The sequence below is a fragment of the Candidatus Marivariicella sp. genome (genome assembly GCF_983056325.1).
This window is the reverse complement of the sequence record NZ_CEZOWA010000003.1, coordinates 42070-60120: the sequence shown is the minus strand read 5'-3', so window position 1 is coordinate 60120 and position 18051 is coordinate 42070. Positions and strand designations below refer to the sequence as shown.

The following is an 18051-nucleotide window of genomic DNA, read 5'->3' as shown; positions in this document are numbered from 1 at the left end:
TGACACAAAGATAGTGAAGCTTAAACATTAAGTGCCTGGTCTAAATCATCTATAAGATCTCTATGGTCTTCAATGCCAACACTGAGTCTAATCAAAGAATCTAAAACCCCGCTTTTTTCTCTTATATTTTTCGGGATAGAAGCATGAGTCATACTTGCTGGATGTCCAGATAGACTTTCAACACCACCAAGAGACTCTGCCAAAGTAAATATTTTGAGATTTTCAATAATTTTAACAGCATTATCATAATTAGAGCCTTTAGGGATGAACGAAATCATTCCACCAAAATCTTTCATTTGTTTTTTTGCAATTAAATGATTGGGATGATCTATCAGTCCAGGCCAGTAAACTTTTTCAATTAAAGGATTTTTATTTAAGAACTCTGCAACTTTTCTACCGTTGCTACAATGACGGTCCATTCTTACTCCTAAAGTTTTAATACCTCTTAAAGTCAGAAAGCAATCCATTGGCCCAGGAATTGCACCACTTGCATTTTGAATAAAACGAAGGCGTTGCTCCAAATCATCAGAATTTACAACTAATGCACCCAAAATAACATCACTATGTCCGGCAATATATTTAGTTGCAGAATGCATAACAATGTCGGCTCCTAACGAAAGTGGGTTTTGTAAGTATGGAGATGCAAATGTATTGTCAACAGCTAACAATATGTTATTTGATTTTGAAATATTACTAACCACTTGAAGATCAACAATATTCATCATTGGATTGGTAGGGGTCTCAACCCAAATTAATTTTGTTTTTTTATTAATTTTAGACTTTATTTCATTTATGTTTTGAAGATCAACAAAATAAAATTTTAAATCAAAAATTTCAAAAATTTTAGTGAAGAGTCTATAGGATCCTCCATACAAATCATGGGTAGCAATTATTTCATCACCAGGCTTTAATAGTTTAAGAACTGCATCCATAGCGGCAAGACCCGAACCAAAAGCTAGTCCATGTTTACCTGTTTCGATACTAGCTAAAGAATTTTCAAGAGCAGTTCTAGTTGGGTTATGGGTCCTACTGTACTCATAACCTTTATGGCCTCCAGGTGTGGTTTGAGCATAGGTAGAAGTTTGATAAATAGGGGGCATAACTGCCCCAAAGGATTTATCAAGTTTTTGACCTCCGTGTATAACTCTGGAGTTAAAATGCAATTTTTTCTTCATAAAATTTAGCCTTAATTTTTAAACAAATGTATTTGATTTTATCATAAATATAATTAAAATACATTTTCTTTGTAAAAGAAAAAATGAGTTTAAATGTTATCTTTTTACTATTTAAAAAACTGTTCAACTTGTAAAAGAATTATTAGAGAATTGGACTTAGTGGAGTCCGAGAACTTAATAGACATTAAAAAAAAAGGGATTACTGAAAGTGAACTTGATTTTTTAAAGTCTCTTTCGGGAAGTTATGAATCATTGTTTAGCAAAAAATCTCAGTTATATAAACAAAGGAAATTAAAGGATATTAATCTTGATGAAATTGACTTTAAAAAACTTATTTTAGAACACTACACCTTTTTGAAACGTCCAGTATTAGTAATTGATGATAAAATTTTTATTGGAAACTCTCCAGGGGTTATTAAACAGGCAAAAAGTATTATTAATGGATAAAGATAAAATTTTAGCTCTTATTGCCGCTCTAATTGCAACTACTATATATGGGTTAAATCATACTATTGCTAAAGTTATAATGCCTCAATATATCGGAGCCTTCGGATTAGTTCAATTGAGACTTATGGGTGCCGGTTTTATTTTTTTTATTATAAGTTTTTTAGCTCCAAAACAGAAAATTGATACCGCTGATTATTTAAGGTTGTTTTTCGCTGCATTACTTGGTACATGTATTAATATGTTAATGTTTTTAAAAGGATTAGAACTATCCACCCCCATTAATAGTGGTGTAATAATTACGTTAACTCCCGTAATGGTTTTGATTTTATCTTATATTTTTCTCAAAGAAAAAATTGGACTTACAAAACTAGCAGGAATTATAATCGGTTTTGCAGGAACACTAATATTAATTTTTTATGGGAAAAAAATTAGTGAAAACGCACCAAATGCAATGTTAGGAAATATCATGTTTTTAATTAATGCATCCGCGTTTGCTGGATATTTAGTTCTATCCAAACCACTTATTCAAAAATATCATACTTTAATTTTGATGAAATGGATGTTTTTTATTGGGTTTATTTTGTCTTTTCCAGTTACATATTATGAATTCAGCCTAGTTCGATGGACTTCACTACCTTTTGAAGCTGTATGGCGAATGGCTTTTGTTGTTATTGGAACAACCTTTTTAACTTATATGTTAAACATGTATGCCCTTAAAAGTCTTCCAGCCACAACAATAGGTGCTTTTATATACTTACAACCCCCAATTGCAATAGTTTATGCTATAGTAACGGGGAATGATGATTTGGACTTTATAAAAATAATTGCAATGGTTTTAGTGTTTATAGGAGTTTATTTTGCTACTACTAAATATAATAAGGAGACATCAACCTGATTTTATTGGATAGCCCAAACCAAACCACCCGTTGTCTCTTGAAGATCAACACATCCCTTTTGTTCTCCTGGTATGGGTCTAAAATCAAGAATATTTTTTGCTATAAACTCGTTGTTCCATCGGTAGGCTGTAACGCTCCAGGTTCTAATAGTTAGAATTGAAAAAAACGCCATTGCCTCTTCAGGAATCAATTCGTTGCCAGATGGTTTAACTAACAAATAATTTTCATATAAACGTGTCCATTCATCTTTTTGATTTTCTTCAGCTAAAAGATACTTTTTTAGTTGATCCTCACAATCGTTTGAAGTTAATTCATAAACACTAGATCTAGAGGTAGATTTTAATGTGCTATTAATAAGAGAGTTTAGATTTTGAATACCGTAAGTGTCTTCTTTTTTAGCTAAACTTGCATATGAATCAATATATCTGATAAGCTTGAGTTCTGATGCTCCTGGAATTCCATCAGATTCAGGAATAATCAACTCAAGAAATTTAGACACAATTTCATTTTGATCTGGCGAGAAAAATCTAGGTTTCCAATCTGTTTGCGATTGACAACTTTGGAATAAACTAACAAGAGCAGGAGTTACCGTCATGGATCCAACTGAAAACCCAATATTCTTAAGTGCATTTCTTCTATTCATTTTTTTAAATATTCATTTTTTTTAGTTCTCTTACAGCATGATTAGCAGCTCTTGCGGTAAGTGCCATATAAGTGATTGATGGATTTGTGCAACCTGCTGATGTCATTGCAGAACCATCGGTGACATAAACATTTGGAACATTATGTAACTGGTTGTTTTTGTTTAGTACAGAAGTTTTTGGATCATGACCCATTCGCGCAGTTCCCATCTCATGTATACCATTACCGAAATTATATTTATCATTGAATCCAGTTACATTTTTAAAACCAGATTTATCAAGCATTTCGATAGCTTGTTGCTGCATATCTTTTCTCATATTTATCTCGTTTTCCTTGATTTCACAATCAAAGTTTACTGTGGGCAACCCCCATTTATCTGTCTTTTCGTAATCGAGTGATAGTAGATTATCATGATAAGGAAGAGTTTCACCAAATCCACTTAATGAAATTCCCCAATCTCCAGGGGTTATAATTTCTTTTTTAAAATTAGCACCATACGCACTTTCTGGCACAACATTCCATGAATTTCTACTTCCTCCTCCCTGGTAACCATAACCTCTAATAAAATCTTTTTGGTCTGTTTTACCACCAAGATTTCTAAATCTTGGCACATAATGCCCATTAGGTCTTGATCCTACATAAAATTTATCTCTGTGGGCATCCGAAGTTCCTCTTGCTCCAATTTGAAAATGATGATCCATTAGGTTGTGTCCTAATTCTCCAGAATCATTTCCCATACCATTTGGAAATCGATTTGATTTTGATTGCATTAAAATTGATGTGGTTGGAACAGTTGAAGCACATAAAAAAATGACTTTTGCAGAATATTCTATCTGTTCATTTGTTTCTGAATCTATAATTCTTACTCCTGAAGCACGTTTTGAGTTCTCATCATAAATAACTTCAGTGACAATAGAGTTTGGTCTCAGGGTCATATTTCCAGTTTCAGAAGCTGCTGGAAGCGTTGAAGAGTTACTGCTAAAATATGCTCCGTAAGGACAACCTCTTCTACATTTATTTCTGTATTGACATGATACCCTTCCAAGACCTGGTTTTGTTCCTTCAGTAATATGAGCAGTTCTTCCAATTGTAAGTAAACGATCATCGTAATTCTCTGCTAGTGATTTTTTTAAATCCTTCTCAACACAGAACATTTCCATTGGCTTGAGAAACTTTCCGTCAGGAAGTTGGGGTAATCCTAATTTTTCACCACTTATACCAATGTATTCCTCAACATAGTCATACCATGGAGCAATATCTTTGTACCTGATTGGCCAGTCAACAGCAATACCATCTTTTAAGTTTGCGTTAAAATCAATATCTCCTAACCTATAAACTTGACGACCCCAGGTAAGAGACCTTCCTCCAACATGGTAACCTCTAATCCAGTTAAATGGTTTTGTTTCGCTGTAAGGGTTTTCAATATCGTCAACAAAAAGATGTTTTGTAGATTCGGTATTTACATAATTGGTTCTGCTTTGTTTTGGCTGACGTTTTTTAATTTCTTCAGTAATTATGTCGCCTGCAGGATAATCCCAATTCTGATTATTCATTGTCTTATAATCCTCTACGTGTTTTAACATAGGGCCTCTTTCAAGCACAAGAGTTTTTAATCCTTTTTCACATAATTCTTTTGCTGCCCAGCCTCCACTTACTCCAGTTCCTACTACAATAGCATCATAATTGCTTTTAATCATTCAATAATATTTTTTAACTCTTGGTTGTTTATCGCATCTTATTAAATATAAATAAAATAACTGTAGATTGTTTTTTAAATGAATAATTTTTTTTGTGGTTTAGATATCATGTATTTTTATAAAAGTTATATTTATACACCTTTAAACAAGTGTTATAATTTGAAATCAAGAAAATGAATCGAAAAAAGTTTGTATCTAACCTTGCTTTTGCTGGAATGGGAATCAGTTCTTTTGGAGTCACAGCCTTCAATAACCAGCTAAAAAAAAGTATTCCTTTGTCTGATTCTGGAAATCCTTTTTTTAAATTATCACTTGCCCAATGGTCCCTTAATATAATGATTAAAAATGGGGATATTTCCCCTTACATGTTCGCTGAGCTTGCAAAAAAATGGGGTTTTGAGGGCTTGGAGTATGTGATTAGTTTATATAAAGATGTATCAGATGCTTCCAGTTCAAATTTTGCTGTAAACCAATTTGTAAAAAGAAATAATCAGCTTGCTAATCAATATGATTTAAAAAACTTGTTAATAATGATAGACGATATTGGAGATCTGTCTACTAAAAATAAGACTTCAAGGTTAAAAGCAATAGAAAATCACAAACCATGGGTGGAAGCAGCAAGTCAAATGGATTGCCATTCAATAAGAGTCAATCTGCATGGTATTGCTGATGATATTGAGTCATGGAAAACAGTTTCAAAAGAAAGCTTGAGCACTTTATCAGATTATGCTTCTAATTACAATATAAACATAATTGTAGAAAATCATGGTGGATTTTCATCCGACGCAGATCTTTTGATGGATGTTATAAATGATGTTAATAAAGTGAATTGTGGAACATTACCTGACTTTGGGAATTTTTGTATATCAAAAAAATGGGGGGCTTCTAACCAGGATTGTGACAAAGAGTATGACAGGTACTTGGGTGTTAAAAAACTTATGTCCAAAGCCTTTGCTGTAAGTGCAAAATCATATGACTTTGACTCAAACGGAAATGAAAACACAATAGATTATAAAAAAATGATGAATATTGTAAAACAGGCTGGGTATTCAGGTTATATTGGGGTGGAATATGAAGGTACTGACTTGAGTCAAGAACTTGGGACTATTGCTACCAGAGATCTTTTATTAAAACACGGATAAATATTATATGAAGTAATATGAGTAAAATTAAAATACAATTATCATTTATGATGTTTCTCGAATTCTTTATTTGGGGAGGATGGTTTGTGACTATGGGGACATTTTTATCTCAGTCATTTAACGCAAGTGGATCTCAGCTTGCGCAGGCCTATGAAACTCAATCAATAGGTGCAATAATAGCCCCTTTTATTATTGGCTTGATAGCTGATCGTTATTTTTCAGCTCAGAAAATCCTTGGTTTTTTGCACATACTTGGTGCTATGATTTTATATTTAGCAGGCACATCTGAGGACTTTATATCCTTTTATCCTTTTGTTTTGATTTACATGATTCTCTATATGCCAACTTTGGCATTAGTGAACTCTGTAGCTTTTCGTCAAATGAAAGATCCTTCTAAAGAATTCCCTCCTATTAGAGTCTTTGGAACTGTTGGTTGGATAGTTGCTGGCTTAACAATTGGTTACTTGGGATGGGAATCTCAAAAATTATTATCAAATACATTTTATCTTACTGCCTCTGCTTCAGCAATCCTTGGTGTCTTCAGCTTTACTCTTCCAGATACTCCTCCGTCAGCAGAAAAAGGAAATTATAGTATTAGTGAAATATTAGGTCTTGACGCATTGTCTCTTTTAAAAGACACTAAATATTTAATATTTTTTATATCATCTATTCTTATATGTATTCCATTGGCATTTTACTATCAGCACGCAAATCAATTTTTAAATGAACTTGGAATGCAAAAAGCAGCTGCTGTAATGACGTTAGGTCAAATATCTGAGGCTTTATTCATCTTACTACTTCCAGTATTTTTAAAACGCTACGGCATTAAAACAACTTTAATTGTAGGGATGTTAGCGTGGGTTGTCAGATATATTCTGTTTGCATATGGAGATATAGGTGAAAACGCTTGGATGTTGATTTTTGGTGTGATTTTACATGGGATTTGTTATGATTTCTTCTTTGTTTCTGGACAAATTTATACTGATTACAAGGCTGGTGATAAGTTTAAAAGCTCTGCTCAAGGACTTATAACTTTAGCTACTTATGGATTAGGGATGTTGGTAGGTTTTAGATTAGCTGGATACATTACGGATCAGTTTATAATTAGCTCTGGACATGACTGGACTCAAATTTGGATTATCCCTTCTGGTTTTGCTCTTTTTGTTCTTCTCTTTTTTATACTGACTTTTAAAAATGAAAAAATTAAATTAAAAGATGAGTAAAATTCGTTTAGGTATTTTAGGGGGTGGCGGAGATTCTCTTATCGGAATAGTTCATCGCGTTGCATCTCAAATGTTTGATAGATATGAAATAGTTGGTGGAGTTTTTAACCCCAATTGGGATGAAAATTATGATTTTGCCAAAAAAATTGGTTTGTCAAAAAACAGGGTTTATAAAGATTTTGAAAATTTAATAGACAAAGAGTTAAAGTTACCACAGCATCAAAGAATGCAAGTAGTCTCCGTTTTAACTCCAAACTTTTTACATTTCCCAATGGCAAAAAAACTGCTTGAAAGCGGCTTTAATGTGATTTGCGAAAAACCGCTCACTACCATTTATGCAGAAGCCCTAGAATTGGAAAAAATTCAAAATGAAAAACAAGCTATTTTTGCTGTTACTTATACTTACACAGGATATCCAATGGTAAGACAGATGAAACAAATGATTTCAGATGGTGTTTTAGGTAAAATACAGAAGGTGGATTTACAATATTACCAAGGTTGGATAAATCCTATAATTCATGATAGTGAAAAAAGAAGTAATACCTGGAGGTTGAATCCGGTAAAATCTGGAATTAGCTGTTGTATTAGTGACATTGGAACTCACGCTTTCGATATGTTAGAATATGTTACTGATTTAAAAGTTTCAGAATTATTATCTGATCTAAATTATATTTATGCTGATAATCCCATGGATGTTGATGGTACAATATTAATAAGGATGAATAATGGTAGTAAAGGAGTAATAAGAGCCAGTCAAATTGCTACTGGCGAAGAAAATAATTTTACGGTTGCAATTTATGGGGAGAAAGGAGCTTTAAAATGGGAACAAGAAAATCCAAATTATCTTAACCACCTTAATGAAAATAAGCCATTTCAAATTCTCAAAAGAGGTAACGTCTATAATTCAAATTTTGCAGAGGACGGTGTGAAAATACCCTCTGGTCATCCTGAAGGGATTTTTGATGCAATGGGTAATATTTATAAAGGAGTAGCAAAAGCCATAAATAATGAGAAATCTTTTCCTGGTGAGTATCCTCGACTATCTGATGGAGTTCGTGGAATGCTATTTATTGAAAAAGTCATAACTTCAAATGATGAAGGAAATATTTGGGTAAAACTTTAAAAATTATAAAATTGAAAACAATTAAAGGACCTGCGATTTTTTTAGCTCAGTTTGTGGATAAAAAATCTCCATTTAACTCACTGGACGGTATGTGCAAATGGGCATCTGACCTAGGTTATAAGGGAATTCAAATTCCTACTTGGGAATCTTTTTTAATTGATCTTGATAAAGCTGCTGAAAGTCAAACTTACTGTGATGATTTAAAAGGAAAAATTAACAGTTATGGCCTAGAAATAACGGAACTTTCCACGCATCTTCAAGGCCAGCTTGTTGCCGTTCATCAATCATACGATTTAATGTTTGATAACTTTGCTCCTGAAAAATATAAAAAAAATCCTAAAGCCCGAACCGAATGGGCTATTTCAACAGTTAAAAAAGCTGCAACTGCAAGCAGAAGACTCGGTTTAAAAACACATGCTACATTTTCAGGTGCTCTTTTATGGCACACATGGCATCCATGGCCCCAAAGACCAGATGGACTTGTTGAAATGGGTTTTTCTGAACTAGCAAAACGTTGGCTTCCAATATTAAATCACTTTGATAAAGAGGGTGTAGATGTTTGCTACGAAATTCATCCAGGTGAAGACCTCCATGATGGAATTACATTTGAACGATTTTTGAAAGCCACAAATAATCATAATCGAGTAAAGATATTATATGATCCAAGTCACTTTATTCTTCAGCAACTTGATTACATTAAATACATTGATCATTATCATGAGTTTATAAAATCTTTTCATGTAAAAGATTCTGAATTCAGGCCTAATGGAAAAAAAGGACTTTTTGGAGGGTATAGTGGTTGGAAAGATAGGGCAGGGAGATATAGGTCTCCTGGAGATGGACAAATCGATTTTAAACAAATTTTTAGTAAATTAACTGAATATGGGTGTGACTTGTGGGCTGTTATGGAATGGGAATGCTGTATTAAAAGTCCTGAACAAGGAGCCAGAGAAGGAGCTAAATTTATTCAGCAACACATTATTGAAGCAACTAAAAAAACTTTTGATGATTTTGCTGGTGGAGAAGTTAACAAAAATCATTTAAAACAAATTTTAAACTTATAATATGAAAAATATAATTTTACTAACTGGAATTTTTATCTTGTCTTGTCAAGACCAACCAAAGAAAAAAACAACTGGTGAATATTCAGTAAAAACTGAATTCAGTGAATCAAATTCAACAAACTGGGTCAATATATTTGATGGTAAAACATTTAAAGGATGGCACCAATTCAATAAAACTGAAATGAGTCCAGCTTGGACTATTGATGATGGGGCAATGGTCTTTAATCCAATTGAAGAAAACAAAAGCACAGGCCATAATATTGTCACTGATGCTGAGTACACAAATTTTGAGCTATCAATTGAATGGAAAATTTCTGAGGGTGGAAATAGTGGTATTTTTTGGGGAGTAAAAGAAGATCTAAAATACAATGAAGCCTACATAACAGGACCAGAGATTCAAGTACTTGACAATGAAAGACATCCAGACGCAAAAAACAATCCAAAATATCATCAAGCAGGTGCACTTTATGATTTGGTCCAACCTAGCATGGATGTCTGTAATCCTGCAGGAAACTGGAACCTTACGGTTTTAAAAATTAATCATGTTTTAAATACAGGAAGTGTAAATCTCAATGGAAACGAAATTGCTATTTTTCCAGTAAATGGAAGAGAGTGGGAGAAATTAGTGAGTGGTTCTAAGTTTGATAATGAATATTTTAAAGATTTTGGTAAGTTTAAAACAGGTAAGATCGGACTTCAGGATCACGGAAATATGGTTTCTTACAGGAATATTAAAATTAGAGAAATCGAATAGGGTATGATTTATTCAATGACTGGTTTTGGAAAGAGTGAGTCTTCCTTCAAAAACAAAACTATTTCAACAGAAATTAGGACTTTAAATAGTAAAAATCTTGATATTAATTTAAAAACATCATTTGTTTATAAAGAACTAGAATCAAGTTTTAGAAAAGAGACCACTAAAATACTTAAAAGAGGTAAAATTGATATAATCATAAATGAAACATCAATAAAGGATGAGTCAGCTTTAAAAATAAATAAAGAAGTAGTCAAAGATTATATCAATCAGTTAAAGGATGTATCATCAAAAAACGAAGTGAGCCTATTGTCAATAGCCATGAAACTTCCAAATACTACTTCGGTTGAAAATCATGATATTAATAATGATGAAAAGGACAAAATTCTATCATTATTTAATGAAACTTTAGAAAAAGTCAATGACTTTAGGGCTCAGGAAGGAAAAACAATGTTTAATGATTTCAATGATAGACTAATAGCAATTGAGAATTGTCTTAAAAAAATTATAAAAGTTGATCAAGGCAGAATTATTTCTTTGAAAAAGAGATTAAAAAAAACTTTAAATGATCTAAAAATTAATATTGATGAGAATAGATATGAACAAGAATTAGTCTATTACATTGAAAAATACGATATTAATGAAGAAAAAGTGCGTCTGAATAGCCACATTAAATATTTTAAGGATACTTTAAATTTAAAAGAATCAAACGGGAAAAAGCTTGGCTTCATTTCACAAGAAATGGGGCGCGAGATTAATACAATCGGTTCAAAAGCTAACGATTTTGAACTTCAAAAAATAGTTGTCGAGATGAAAGATGAGTTAGAAAAAATAAAAGAACAACTTTTAAACGTATTATAATGAAAAGTGGGAAAATGATTGTTTTTTCCGCTCCTTCAGGCTCTGGAAAAACTACTCTAATAAGTCATTTATTACAAACTTTTCCTGATTTAGAGTTTTCAATATCCGCAACTTCTAGACCTCCCCGAGGAAAAGAAATAAATGGAAAAGATTATCATTTTTTAGATACTAAATTATTTAAAAAGAAAATTACTAATAATAAATTTATAGAGCACGAAGAAGTCTATCCTGGAACCTATTACGGAACTCTTAATTCTGAACTTGAAAAAATATGGAATAATAATAAAATAGTAATTTTTGATTTAGATGTTGTTGGAGGATTAAATATAAAAAAACAATTTCCTGAAAATACTTTAACGATTTTTATTAAACCCCCTGACTTCGATACTCTTAAAAAAAGACTATTTAAAAGAAGAACTGATAATTTAGAAAAAATAAAAGTTCGACTCTCAAAAGCTGAAGAAGAATTGAAATTATCTAATAAATTTGATCAAATTGTGGTCAACGATGATTTAGAAATTGCTAAATTAAAAATTACCAGGATTATTGGTAAATTTTTATCTAACAAACAATGAAAAAAGGTCTTTTTTTTGGTTCTTTTGATCCGATTCATAATGGACATTTGGAAGTTGCACGTTATTTTATTAACAACAAATTTTTAAGTGAAATAGTATTTATTATTACTCCTCAAAGCCCATTTAAGTCTCAAAGAAAAGACTATGATTTTGACAAACGATATAAGGCTGCTGAGCTAGCAGTTTCAGACATTCCAAAAATAAAATTATCAGATATTGAATTAAAACTTCCGGCTCCCAACTATACGTGTGATACTTTAAAATTTTTAAGAACTAATCATCCTGAAAATGAATATGTATTTTTAATGGGCAGTGACCTATTAATTGATTTTGAAAAATGGAAAAATTATCAGAATATTTTAGAGAATCATACTCTATTTATATATCCTAGAAAAAATGGAGAATCAATTCCTGAAAAGTTTAAAGTTCACGAAAAAATTAAGTTTTTCAAAGCTCCTTTTATGGAAATTTCAAGCACTTATATCCGTGAAAAATACAAAAATGGAGAATCTATCAAAAATTTAGTTCCTTCTGTTGTATATGATTTTATAAGAAATAACGATCTATATATTAGTTAAAGTCCTTCAATTATTTTTATTAAACTTTTTGTGTTTTCTTCTCTCGAAAATGGTAAAACAGGACTATACTCAGCCTTATGTTTTGTTCCATTTACCCAATTATCATACTTATTTTTAATAAATGATGTAATTGAATCAATATCAGTAGGTTCTATAGTTAGATTATAGCTTTGCTTTGAGAGTAGTCTTGATGCTTCACCCTTAGAGTCGCCTATCATTAAAATAGGATTTCCAGTCGCCATATATTCAATAAGTTTTCCGGAGATCATTGAAGACTTTTTATTTTGATTAAATAAAAAGTTTAATAAAATATTAGCTTGACACATTAAATCAACTGCTTTATGGTGCTCAACGTATCCATAATACTTAAAGTTAGGAAAAAGCTCAAACTCTTCTAAAATTTTATCTGAGATTGAACCTGCAAAAATTATTTCAAAATTCAGTTTAGGCTCCTTTTTTTCTAGTTCTAAGAATGCCATAACAATTGACTTGTATGGATGGTTTTCAGATAAAAGACCGGTAAAAACAATTTTAAAACTTTCACTAATTCGTTTTATGTTTTTATCAAACAATTCTGAATCAAAGCCATTGTATATTTTATAGAAATTTTGCTTTTTAGTAATTCTAGACTGCAGCTCTTTGTGAAAATTTTCGGATGCTGTTGTTAAAATTGAATCTGCTTTATTTAAAACACTAGTTTCTAGTTTTAAATCCTGCTTCACGGCAAAAGGAAAACGATAAAAGGATTTAAGGTAAAACAAGTCACTCCATGGATCTCTAAAATCAGCAATCCATTTTATTTTCAACTTGGCTTTTAAATTTAATCCAATCAAATGTGTTGAATGAGGTGGGCCAGTAGTAATAATTAAATTTATCTTATTCTCTCTTATTATTTTAAAAGCCTTTTTAATTGCTGGATCAACCCAACTAATTCTTGCATCAGGAATAAAAAAGTTACCCCTTATGAACCCAGCAATGTGATCAAAAATTCCTTTTTTAGAAAACTCACCCTGTGGAGATTTAATTAAATCTTTAACTCCATATTTCAACTTGGAATAGATTTTAATCCAATTAAATGCTTTAACATAATGAATTGGTATTTCTTCTACTTCTTTTAATAATGAATTGTCTAAGTTAGGGTACGAAGCAGATTCTAAATCAATAGTTAAGATAATTGGGGAGTACCCATATCTTTTAAGGTATTTTGAAAAATACAACCATCTTTGCACTCCTGACCCTCCAGATGGAGGCCAGTAATATGTAATGATGAGTATTGATTTAGACTGCATGATTTCTAATATAAATAAGAAATTTATTTATCTGACTTCCAAATAGGCACAGATGAACAAGCTTCTCCATATGATATCTTTTTGGCAATTCCTTGAAGTTTATTAATTAAAAACCCGTAGGCAGATTCAGGGATTAACGTATCACTACATCCTTTAATTATAACTGGCATACCCGTATATTTTTCTACATCTAAATCTTTTATAACTGATTCAAAAAGGACTGTTTCTAATTGTTTTAAATCACCTATGACAATTTTTTTCGCATAGGGTTGTAACGATGTTGCAATAAGAAGTTTAGCCCAAGATGGAAGTATAGCTTCTGAACTGCAACCAACTGCAACAAATTGATTGGAATACTGAGACCAATTATGATTTTTTATATAATCTCTTATTTTATTCTCTCGAAGAATATTCCCTTCATCCAAAACGTCTTTCATGTCAAAAAAATATCTAATTCCTTCTAAACGAATTTCCTCAAGATTGATAGTGATTAAAGGACTTTTTGCTACTCGGTTGATAATAGACTCTTCCATAAATTTAAAGTAGTCCTAATTCAAGTTTTGCCTCATCGCTCATTAAATCTTTAGACCAGGGAGGGTCAAAAGTGATTTCAACAGAGGCACTTTTAACTTCATCAATTGACATCACTTTTTCTTCTACTTCAACGGGAAGAGTTTCAGCAACAGGACAGTTTGGTGTTGTCAAGGTCATTAGGATTTTAACCTCTAAATCTTCATTAACAAACACATCATATATCAACCCCAATTCATAGATATCAACTGGGATTTCAGGGTCAAAAATTGTTTTTATTACACCAACAATTTTTTCCCCCAATTCGTTAACATTAATTTGTGTATCCATATTAATTCAATTGTGTTTGATATACGATCGCATACATTTTTAACTGTTTAATCATGGACAAGAGTCCATTTGCTCTGGTTGGAGAAAGATGTTCTTTTAAACCTATTTTATCCACAAAGCTAGTGTCAGCAGCAAGAATATCTGAAGGATGTTGTTTAGAAAAAACCCTTAAAAGCAAAGCTATGATTCCTTTAGTAATAATGGCATCACTATCAGCTGTGTAAATAATTTTATCTTGTTTTAACTCCGCATAAACCCAAACCTTACTCTGACAACCTTTAATAACATTATTATCCGTTTTATTTTTTTGATCAATAATTGGTAATAATTTTCCGAGTTCAATCATATATTCATAGCGTTGCATCCAATCATCAAATAATTCAAATTCATCAATTATTTCTTGTTGTATTTGGCTTATTGATTTCATAATTAAATTTACTAATTAAACTAACATACTTTTTGCACGTTTTATTGCATCAATCATAATATCAATCTCATCTTTGGTATTATAAAATGAAAAGGAAGCTCTAATAGTTCCTGGGATTTGAAAAAAATCCATAATTGGTTGAGCGCAGTGGTGTCCTGTTCTTACCGCAATTCCTAATTTATCTAATATAGTGCCAAGGTCATAAGGATGAATTGATTTTATATTAAAAGAAACTACTGCTGTTTTTTCATCAGACTCTCCATATATTTTTAAATCTTTTATCTTAAGAAGTTCAGAGGTTGCATAATCGAGTAATTCTTTTTCATATTTTGAAATAAAATCATAACCTATTTTATGAAGATAATTGATCGCAGTACCCAAAGCTATGCCTCCTGATATATTGGGAGTCCCTGCTTCAAATTTATGAGGTAGATCGGCATAAGTGGTTTTTTCAAAAGTAACTTCATCAATCATTTCTCCACCGCCTTGATATGGAGGTAGCATCTTTAAAAGTTTTTCTTTTCCATAAAGCACTCCAACTCCCGTTGGCCCCATTAATTTGTGTCCTGAAACTACATAATAATCAATATCTAATTTTTGGACATCAATCTTAATATGAGGAGCAGCTTGTGCTCCATCAATTAAAACTTCGGCATTAAAAGAATGAGCTATTGATAAAATTGATTTAATCGGATTAATAGTTCCTAAGGCATTTGATACATGGGAAATAACAACAAGTCGTGTTTTTTCGTTACATAATGCTTTAAATTTCTCCAAAATCAAAACCCCGTTTTTATCCATTGGCGCAACTTTTAATATTGCACCAGTTTTTTCACAGATCATCTGCCAGGGAACAATATTTGAATGATGTTCCATTGCTGATAAAATAATTTCATCTCCTTTTTTTAGGATTTCTGAATATCCTGATGCAACTAAATTTATACTGTGAGTTGCGCCAGAAGTAAATATGATTTCATGAGGCTGCTTAGCATTAAAGTGAAGTTGAATTATTTTTCTAGAATTTTCGTAGGCATCTGTTGCTTCTTGACTTAATTTATGTACTCCCCTATGTATATTAGAATTATAATTTGAATAATAGTTTGAAATTTCATCTATGACAATCTGAGGGGTTTGAGATGTTGCAGCATTATCAAAATATACCAATTGTTTTCCATTAATCTGTCTTTTCAGAATCGGAAAATCGCTACGTATTTTTTTTACATCTATCATTATAAGTCAAAACCTAAATTAACTCCTAACTTTTCTGCAATTTGCCCATTTATTTCTTTTTTCAAAACATTAATCTTAACGCTTTGCAAAATATTATTTGCAAATGCATATGTTAATAACGCTTTTGCTTCTTTCCTAGGTATACCTCTAGACCTCAAATAAAAAAGAGTGTCTTCATCAAGTTGACCAATTGTGCATCCATGGGAACATTTAACATCATCAGCAAAAATTTCAAGTTGTGGTTTTGAATTTATTGTAGCTTTATCATCAATAAGTATATTATTACTTTGTTGAAAAGCATTCGTTTTTTGGGCTATTTTATCTACAAATATCTTTCCGTTAAAAACTCCTTTAGATTGTTCCGAATAAATTCCCTTGTAGTCCTGATGACTCTCACAATTTGGTTTTGAGTGATTAACCAAAGTGTTATGGTCAACGTGTTGTTTTCCTTTTAATATTGTTAATCCTTTTAAAGTTGACATTATATTTTGGCTCCTATGGAAATAATTTAAATTATTTCTAATTAGTTTTCCCCCAAAAGAAAATGTGTGAACACTAGCGTGACTATTTTTTTCTTGGGCTATGTAAGTATTATCAATTAAACTTGCTGAGTCCAAGTCGTTTTGAATTTTATAATAATCAACAAAAGAGTCTTTATGAGCATATATTTCAGTAACAGAATTAGTTACTACATCATGAGTACTCAAACTTTGATGCCTTTCAATTATTTGAACTTGAGCGTTTTCTTCAACTACAATAAGATTTCTAGGTTGAAGCCATAAAGCTTTTTGTTTGCCAGTGGAAAAATGAATAATCTCAATTGGTTTTTCCGAAACTTTACTTTTTGGAATATATACATAAGCACCTTCCCTAGCAAATGCTGTATTTAGGGCAGTTAAACTTTCGTCTTTAATCGCAATTTTATTAAAATACCTATCGATGATTGATTTGTATTTTTGTTTACTAAGTGCAGCTGACAAAAGACATACATCCAATCCGTCATGAGTCGTTTCTGAAAGAAAAGGACTATAAACGCCATCAATAAAAATAACTTTATAAGTATCTATATCATATAGAAAAAAAGGCTTAACATCTTTAAGCTCGACCCCTGAATCCGTTTTAGGAAACAAAGCATAATCTTTATTTACTATGGGAGCTAAAGAAGTATATTTCCATGCTTCTACTTTTTTAGTTGGAAATCCTTTTTTTTCAAAAACTCTCAAAGCTTTGGTTCTAAAATTCTGAATGGTTTCATTGACTTCTGAATCTTCTTCAAAAGCAAGGTGAGAGTCTAGTAATTTTTCTTTTAACTCCATTAAACTGATTCTTTTTTAATCCAATCATACCCCTTAGCTTCCAATTCATGAGCCAAGTCTTTTGTTCCTGATTTAACAATTTTTCCATCATGTAAAACATGAACAAAATCAGGAGCAATGTAATTTAAGAGTCTTTGATAATGAGTGATGATAATTACCGCATTATTTTTATTTCTTAATTTATTAACCCCATTGGATACAATTTTAAGAGCATCTATATCCAGTCCAGAATCAGTTTCATCAAGTATTGATAATTTTGGTTCTAACATTGCCATTTGAAAAATTTCATTTCGTTTTTTTTCTCCTCCAGAGAAACCTTCATTTAAAGAACGAGAAAGGAACTTAGTATCAATTTCTAGAAGTGCAGCTTTTTGTCTTATTTTTTTTAACATTTCACTTGCCGGCATATCTTCTAAACCCCGAGCTTTTCTTGACGAATTGATTGCTGTTTTAATAAAATTTGTAACACTAACTCCTGGTATCTCAACAGGGTACTGAAAAGACATAAAAACTCCTTTATGAGCTCTCTCCTCAGCATCTAGTTCGTTTATGTCTTCACCATTTAAAAGAATATTACCTTTTGTTATTTGATAGGTCTCATTTCCAGCAATAACTGATGATAAAGTACTTTTTCCTGACCCGTTTGGACCCATTATTGCATGAATTTCTCCCGCCTTAACATCCAAGTCAATACCTTTAAGTATGGACTTACCATCAACGGAAGCATGTAGATTTTCTATAGTTAGCATAT

Annotated in this window: 20 protein-coding genes; 10 read left to right on the top strand and 10 right to left on the bottom strand. The window is 31.6% G+C overall.

The window, feature by feature from the left end; genetic code table 11:
• Nucleotides 1-20 precede the first annotated feature (20 nt).
• A complete protein-coding gene (locus tag AC3ATN_RS01615; RefSeq protein WP_487531467.1) occupies nucleotides 21-1175 on the bottom strand; it encodes a cystathionine gamma-synthase in 1155 nt (384 codons plus the stop codon).
• Between the two features lie 93 nt (nucleotides 1176-1268).
• On the opposite strand from AC3ATN_RS01615, the gene AC3ATN_RS01610 reads away from it, so the two are divergent.
• Nucleotides 1269-1622 carry an arsenate reductase family protein gene (locus AC3ATN_RS01610; RefSeq protein ID WP_487531466.1) on the top strand — a complete coding sequence of 118 codons (354 nt, stop codon included), beginning with the start codon at nucleotides 1269-1271 and terminating at the stop codon, nucleotides 1620-1622.
• Nucleotides 1615-2517 (top strand): DMT family transporter, encoded by a 903-nt coding sequence (locus AC3ATN_RS01605; RefSeq protein ID WP_487531465.1) that lies wholly within the window; start codon nucleotides 1615-1617, stop codon nucleotides 2515-2517. Before AC3ATN_RS01610 ends, AC3ATN_RS01605 begins: the two co-directional genes overlap by 8 nt.
• A gap of 2 nt (nucleotides 2518-2519) precedes the next feature.
• Here AC3ATN_RS01605 and AC3ATN_RS01600 read toward each other — a convergent pair whose 3' ends face one another.
• The gene (locus AC3ATN_RS01600; protein WP_487531464.1) at nucleotides 2520-3161 is read right to left on the bottom strand and encodes a gluconate 2-dehydrogenase subunit 3 family protein; all 642 of its coding nucleotides are present in this window, start codon (nucleotides 3159-3161) and stop codon (nucleotides 2520-2522) included.
• 4 nt (nucleotides 3162-3165) lie between these two features.
• On the bottom strand, nucleotides 3166-4857 hold the full coding sequence (locus AC3ATN_RS01595; protein ID WP_487531463.1) for a GMC oxidoreductase: 1692 nt from the start codon (nucleotides 4855-4857) through the stop codon (nucleotides 3166-3168).
• A gap of 173 nt (nucleotides 4858-5030) precedes the next feature.
• On the opposite strand from AC3ATN_RS01595, the gene AC3ATN_RS01590 reads away from it, so the two are divergent.
• The 8 genes from AC3ATN_RS01590 to nadD are packed head-to-tail and all read left to right on the top strand — an operon-like array spanning nucleotide 5031 to nucleotide 12177.
• The gene (locus AC3ATN_RS01590; RefSeq protein ID WP_487531462.1) at nucleotides 5031-5999 is read left to right on the top strand and encodes a sugar phosphate isomerase/epimerase family protein; all 969 of its coding nucleotides are present in this window, start codon (nucleotides 5031-5033) and stop codon (nucleotides 5997-5999) included.
• 17 nt (nucleotides 6000-6016) lie between these two features.
• Nucleotides 6017-7222 carry a nucleoside permease gene (locus AC3ATN_RS01585; protein ID WP_487531461.1) on the top strand — a complete coding sequence of 402 codons (1206 nt, stop codon included), beginning with the start codon at nucleotides 6017-6019 and terminating at the stop codon, nucleotides 7220-7222.
• On the top strand, nucleotides 7215-8345 hold the full coding sequence (locus AC3ATN_RS01580; protein WP_487531459.1) for a Gfo/Idh/MocA family protein: 1131 nt from the start codon (nucleotides 7215-7217) through the stop codon (nucleotides 8343-8345). The genes AC3ATN_RS01585 and AC3ATN_RS01580 overlap by 8 nt, the downstream gene beginning before the upstream one ends.
• Nucleotides 8346-8356: 11 nt before the next feature.
• Complete coding sequence (locus tag AC3ATN_RS01575; protein ID WP_487531458.1) at nucleotides 8357-9409, top strand: sugar phosphate isomerase/epimerase family protein; 1053 nt, start codon at nucleotides 8357-8359, stop codon at nucleotides 9407-9409.
• A gap of 1 nt (nucleotide 9410) precedes the next feature.
• Nucleotides 9411-10163, top strand: coding sequence for a 3-keto-disaccharide hydrolase (locus AC3ATN_RS01570; RefSeq protein ID WP_487531457.1), 753 nt, complete (start codon nucleotides 9411-9413; stop codon nucleotides 10161-10163).
• A gap of 3 nt (nucleotides 10164-10166) precedes the next feature.
• The gene (locus tag AC3ATN_RS01565) at nucleotides 10167-11024 is read left to right on the top strand and encodes a YicC/YloC family endoribonuclease (RefSeq protein WP_487531456.1); all 858 of its coding nucleotides are present in this window, start codon (nucleotides 10167-10169) and stop codon (nucleotides 11022-11024) included.
• A complete protein-coding gene (gene gmk, locus AC3ATN_RS01560) occupies nucleotides 11024-11599 on the top strand; it encodes a guanylate kinase (protein ID WP_487531455.1) in 576 nt (191 codons plus the stop codon). The genes AC3ATN_RS01565 and gmk overlap by 1 nt, the downstream gene beginning before the upstream one ends.
• Nucleotides 11596-12177 carry a nicotinate (nicotinamide) nucleotide adenylyltransferase gene (nadD, locus tag AC3ATN_RS01555; protein ID WP_487531454.1) on the top strand — a complete coding sequence of 194 codons (582 nt, stop codon included), beginning with the start codon at nucleotides 11596-11598 and terminating at the stop codon, nucleotides 12175-12177. Before gmk ends, nadD begins: the two co-directional genes overlap by 4 nt.
• Here the strand turns inward: nadD and AC3ATN_RS01550 are convergent.
• Genes AC3ATN_RS01550 through sufC form a run of 7 tightly spaced genes read right to left on the bottom strand, consistent with a single transcriptional unit; the run spans nucleotide 12174 to nucleotide 18049 of the window.
• Nucleotides 12174-13466, bottom strand: a complete 1293-nt coding sequence (locus AC3ATN_RS01550; RefSeq protein WP_487531453.1) for a glycosyltransferase — start codon at nucleotides 13464-13466, stop codon at nucleotides 12174-12176. The two genes, nadD and AC3ATN_RS01550, sit on opposite strands and share 4 nt — an antisense overlap.
• A gap of 23 nt (nucleotides 13467-13489) precedes the next feature.
• Complete coding sequence (locus tag AC3ATN_RS01545; protein WP_487531452.1) at nucleotides 13490-13999, bottom strand: DUF2480 family protein; 510 nt, start codon at nucleotides 13997-13999, stop codon at nucleotides 13490-13492.
• Nucleotides 14000-14003: 4 nt separating this feature from the next.
• On the bottom strand, nucleotides 14004-14327 hold the full coding sequence (locus AC3ATN_RS01540; RefSeq protein WP_487531451.1) for an iron-sulfur cluster assembly protein: 324 nt from the start codon (nucleotides 14325-14327) through the stop codon (nucleotides 14004-14006).
• A gap of 1 nt (nucleotide 14328) precedes the next feature.
• A complete protein-coding gene (locus AC3ATN_RS01535; RefSeq protein ID WP_487531450.1) occupies nucleotides 14329-14754 on the bottom strand; it encodes a SufE family protein in 426 nt (141 codons plus the stop codon).
• A 15-nt stretch (nucleotides 14755-14769) separates the two neighbouring features.
• On the bottom strand, nucleotides 14770-15984 hold the full coding sequence (locus tag AC3ATN_RS01530; RefSeq protein ID WP_487531449.1) for an aminotransferase class V-fold PLP-dependent enzyme: 1215 nt from the start codon (nucleotides 15982-15984) through the stop codon (nucleotides 14770-14772).
• Nucleotides 15984-17300 (bottom strand): Fe-S cluster assembly protein SufD, encoded by a 1317-nt coding sequence (gene sufD / locus AC3ATN_RS01525; protein ID WP_487531448.1) that lies wholly within the window; start codon nucleotides 17298-17300, stop codon nucleotides 15984-15986. Before sufD ends, AC3ATN_RS01530 begins: the two co-directional genes overlap by 1 nt.
• Nucleotides 17300-18049 carry a Fe-S cluster assembly ATPase SufC gene (sufC, locus tag AC3ATN_RS01520; protein ID WP_487531447.1) on the bottom strand — a complete coding sequence of 250 codons (750 nt, stop codon included), beginning with the start codon at nucleotides 18047-18049 and terminating at the stop codon, nucleotides 17300-17302. Before sufC ends, sufD begins: the two co-directional genes overlap by 1 nt.
• Nucleotides 18050-18051: the final 2 nt, after the last annotated feature.

Excerpts from the sequence above, each read along its gene's own strand:
- AC3ATN_RS01535 (WP_487531450.1), bottom strand. The coding sequence starts at position 14,754 with ATGAAATCAATAAGCCAAATACAACAAGAAATAATTGATGAATTTGAA.
- AC3ATN_RS01570 (WP_487531457.1), top strand. The coding sequence starts at position 9,411 with ATGAAAAATATAATTTTACTAACTGGAATTTTTATCTTGTCTTGTCAA.
- AC3ATN_RS01585 (WP_487531461.1), top strand. The coding sequence starts at position 6,017 with ATGAGTAAAATTAAAATACAATTATCATTTATGATGTTTCTCGAATTC.
- AC3ATN_RS01600 (WP_487531464.1), bottom strand. The coding sequence starts at position 3,161 with ATGAATAGAAGAAATGCACTTAAGAATATTGGGTTTTCAGTTGGATCC.
- AC3ATN_RS01615 (WP_487531467.1), bottom strand. The coding sequence starts at position 1,175 with ATGAAGAAAAAATTGCATTTTAACTCCAGAGTTATACACGGAGGTCAA.
- nadD (WP_487531454.1), top strand. The coding sequence starts at position 11,596 with ATGAAAAAAGGTCTTTTTTTTGGTTCTTTTGATCCGATTCATAATGGA.
- AC3ATN_RS01530 (WP_487531449.1), bottom strand. The coding sequence starts at position 15,984 with ATGATAGATGTAAAAAAAATACGTAGCGATTTTCCGATTCTGAAAAGA.
- sufD (WP_487531448.1), bottom strand. The coding sequence starts at position 17,300 with ATGGAGTTAAAAGAAAAATTACTAGACTCTCACCTTGCTTTTGAAGAA.
- AC3ATN_RS01540 (WP_487531451.1), bottom strand. The coding sequence starts at position 14,327 with ATGGATACACAAATTAATGTTAACGAATTGGGGGAAAAAATTGTTGGT.
- AC3ATN_RS01590 (WP_487531462.1), top strand. The coding sequence starts at position 5,031 with ATGAATCGAAAAAAGTTTGTATCTAACCTTGCTTTTGCTGGAATGGGA.
- AC3ATN_RS01610 (WP_487531466.1), top strand. The coding sequence starts at position 1,269 with ATGTTATCTTTTTACTATTTAAAAAACTGTTCAACTTGTAAAAGAATT.
- AC3ATN_RS01580 (WP_487531459.1), top strand. The coding sequence starts at position 7,215 with ATGAGTAAAATTCGTTTAGGTATTTTAGGGGGTGGCGGAGATTCTCTT.
- AC3ATN_RS01550 (WP_487531453.1), bottom strand. The coding sequence starts at position 13,466 with ATGCAGTCTAAATCAATACTCATCATTACATATTACTGGCCTCCATCT.
- AC3ATN_RS01605 (WP_487531465.1), top strand. The coding sequence starts at position 1,615 with ATGGATAAAGATAAAATTTTAGCTCTTATTGCCGCTCTAATTGCAACT.
- gmk (WP_487531455.1), top strand. The coding sequence starts at position 11,024 with ATGAAAAGTGGGAAAATGATTGTTTTTTCCGCTCCTTCAGGCTCTGGA.
- AC3ATN_RS01545 (WP_487531452.1), bottom strand. The coding sequence starts at position 13,999 with ATGGAAGAGTCTATTATCAACCGAGTAGCAAAAAGTCCTTTAATCACT.
- AC3ATN_RS01565 (WP_487531456.1), top strand. The coding sequence starts at position 10,167 with ATGATTTATTCAATGACTGGTTTTGGAAAGAGTGAGTCTTCCTTCAAA.
- AC3ATN_RS01595 (WP_487531463.1), bottom strand. The coding sequence starts at position 4,857 with ATGATTAAAAGCAATTATGATGCTATTGTAGTAGGAACTGGAGTAAGT.
- sufC (WP_487531447.1), bottom strand. The coding sequence starts at position 18,049 with ATGCTAACTATAGAAAATCTACATGCTTCCGTTGATGGTAAGTCCATA.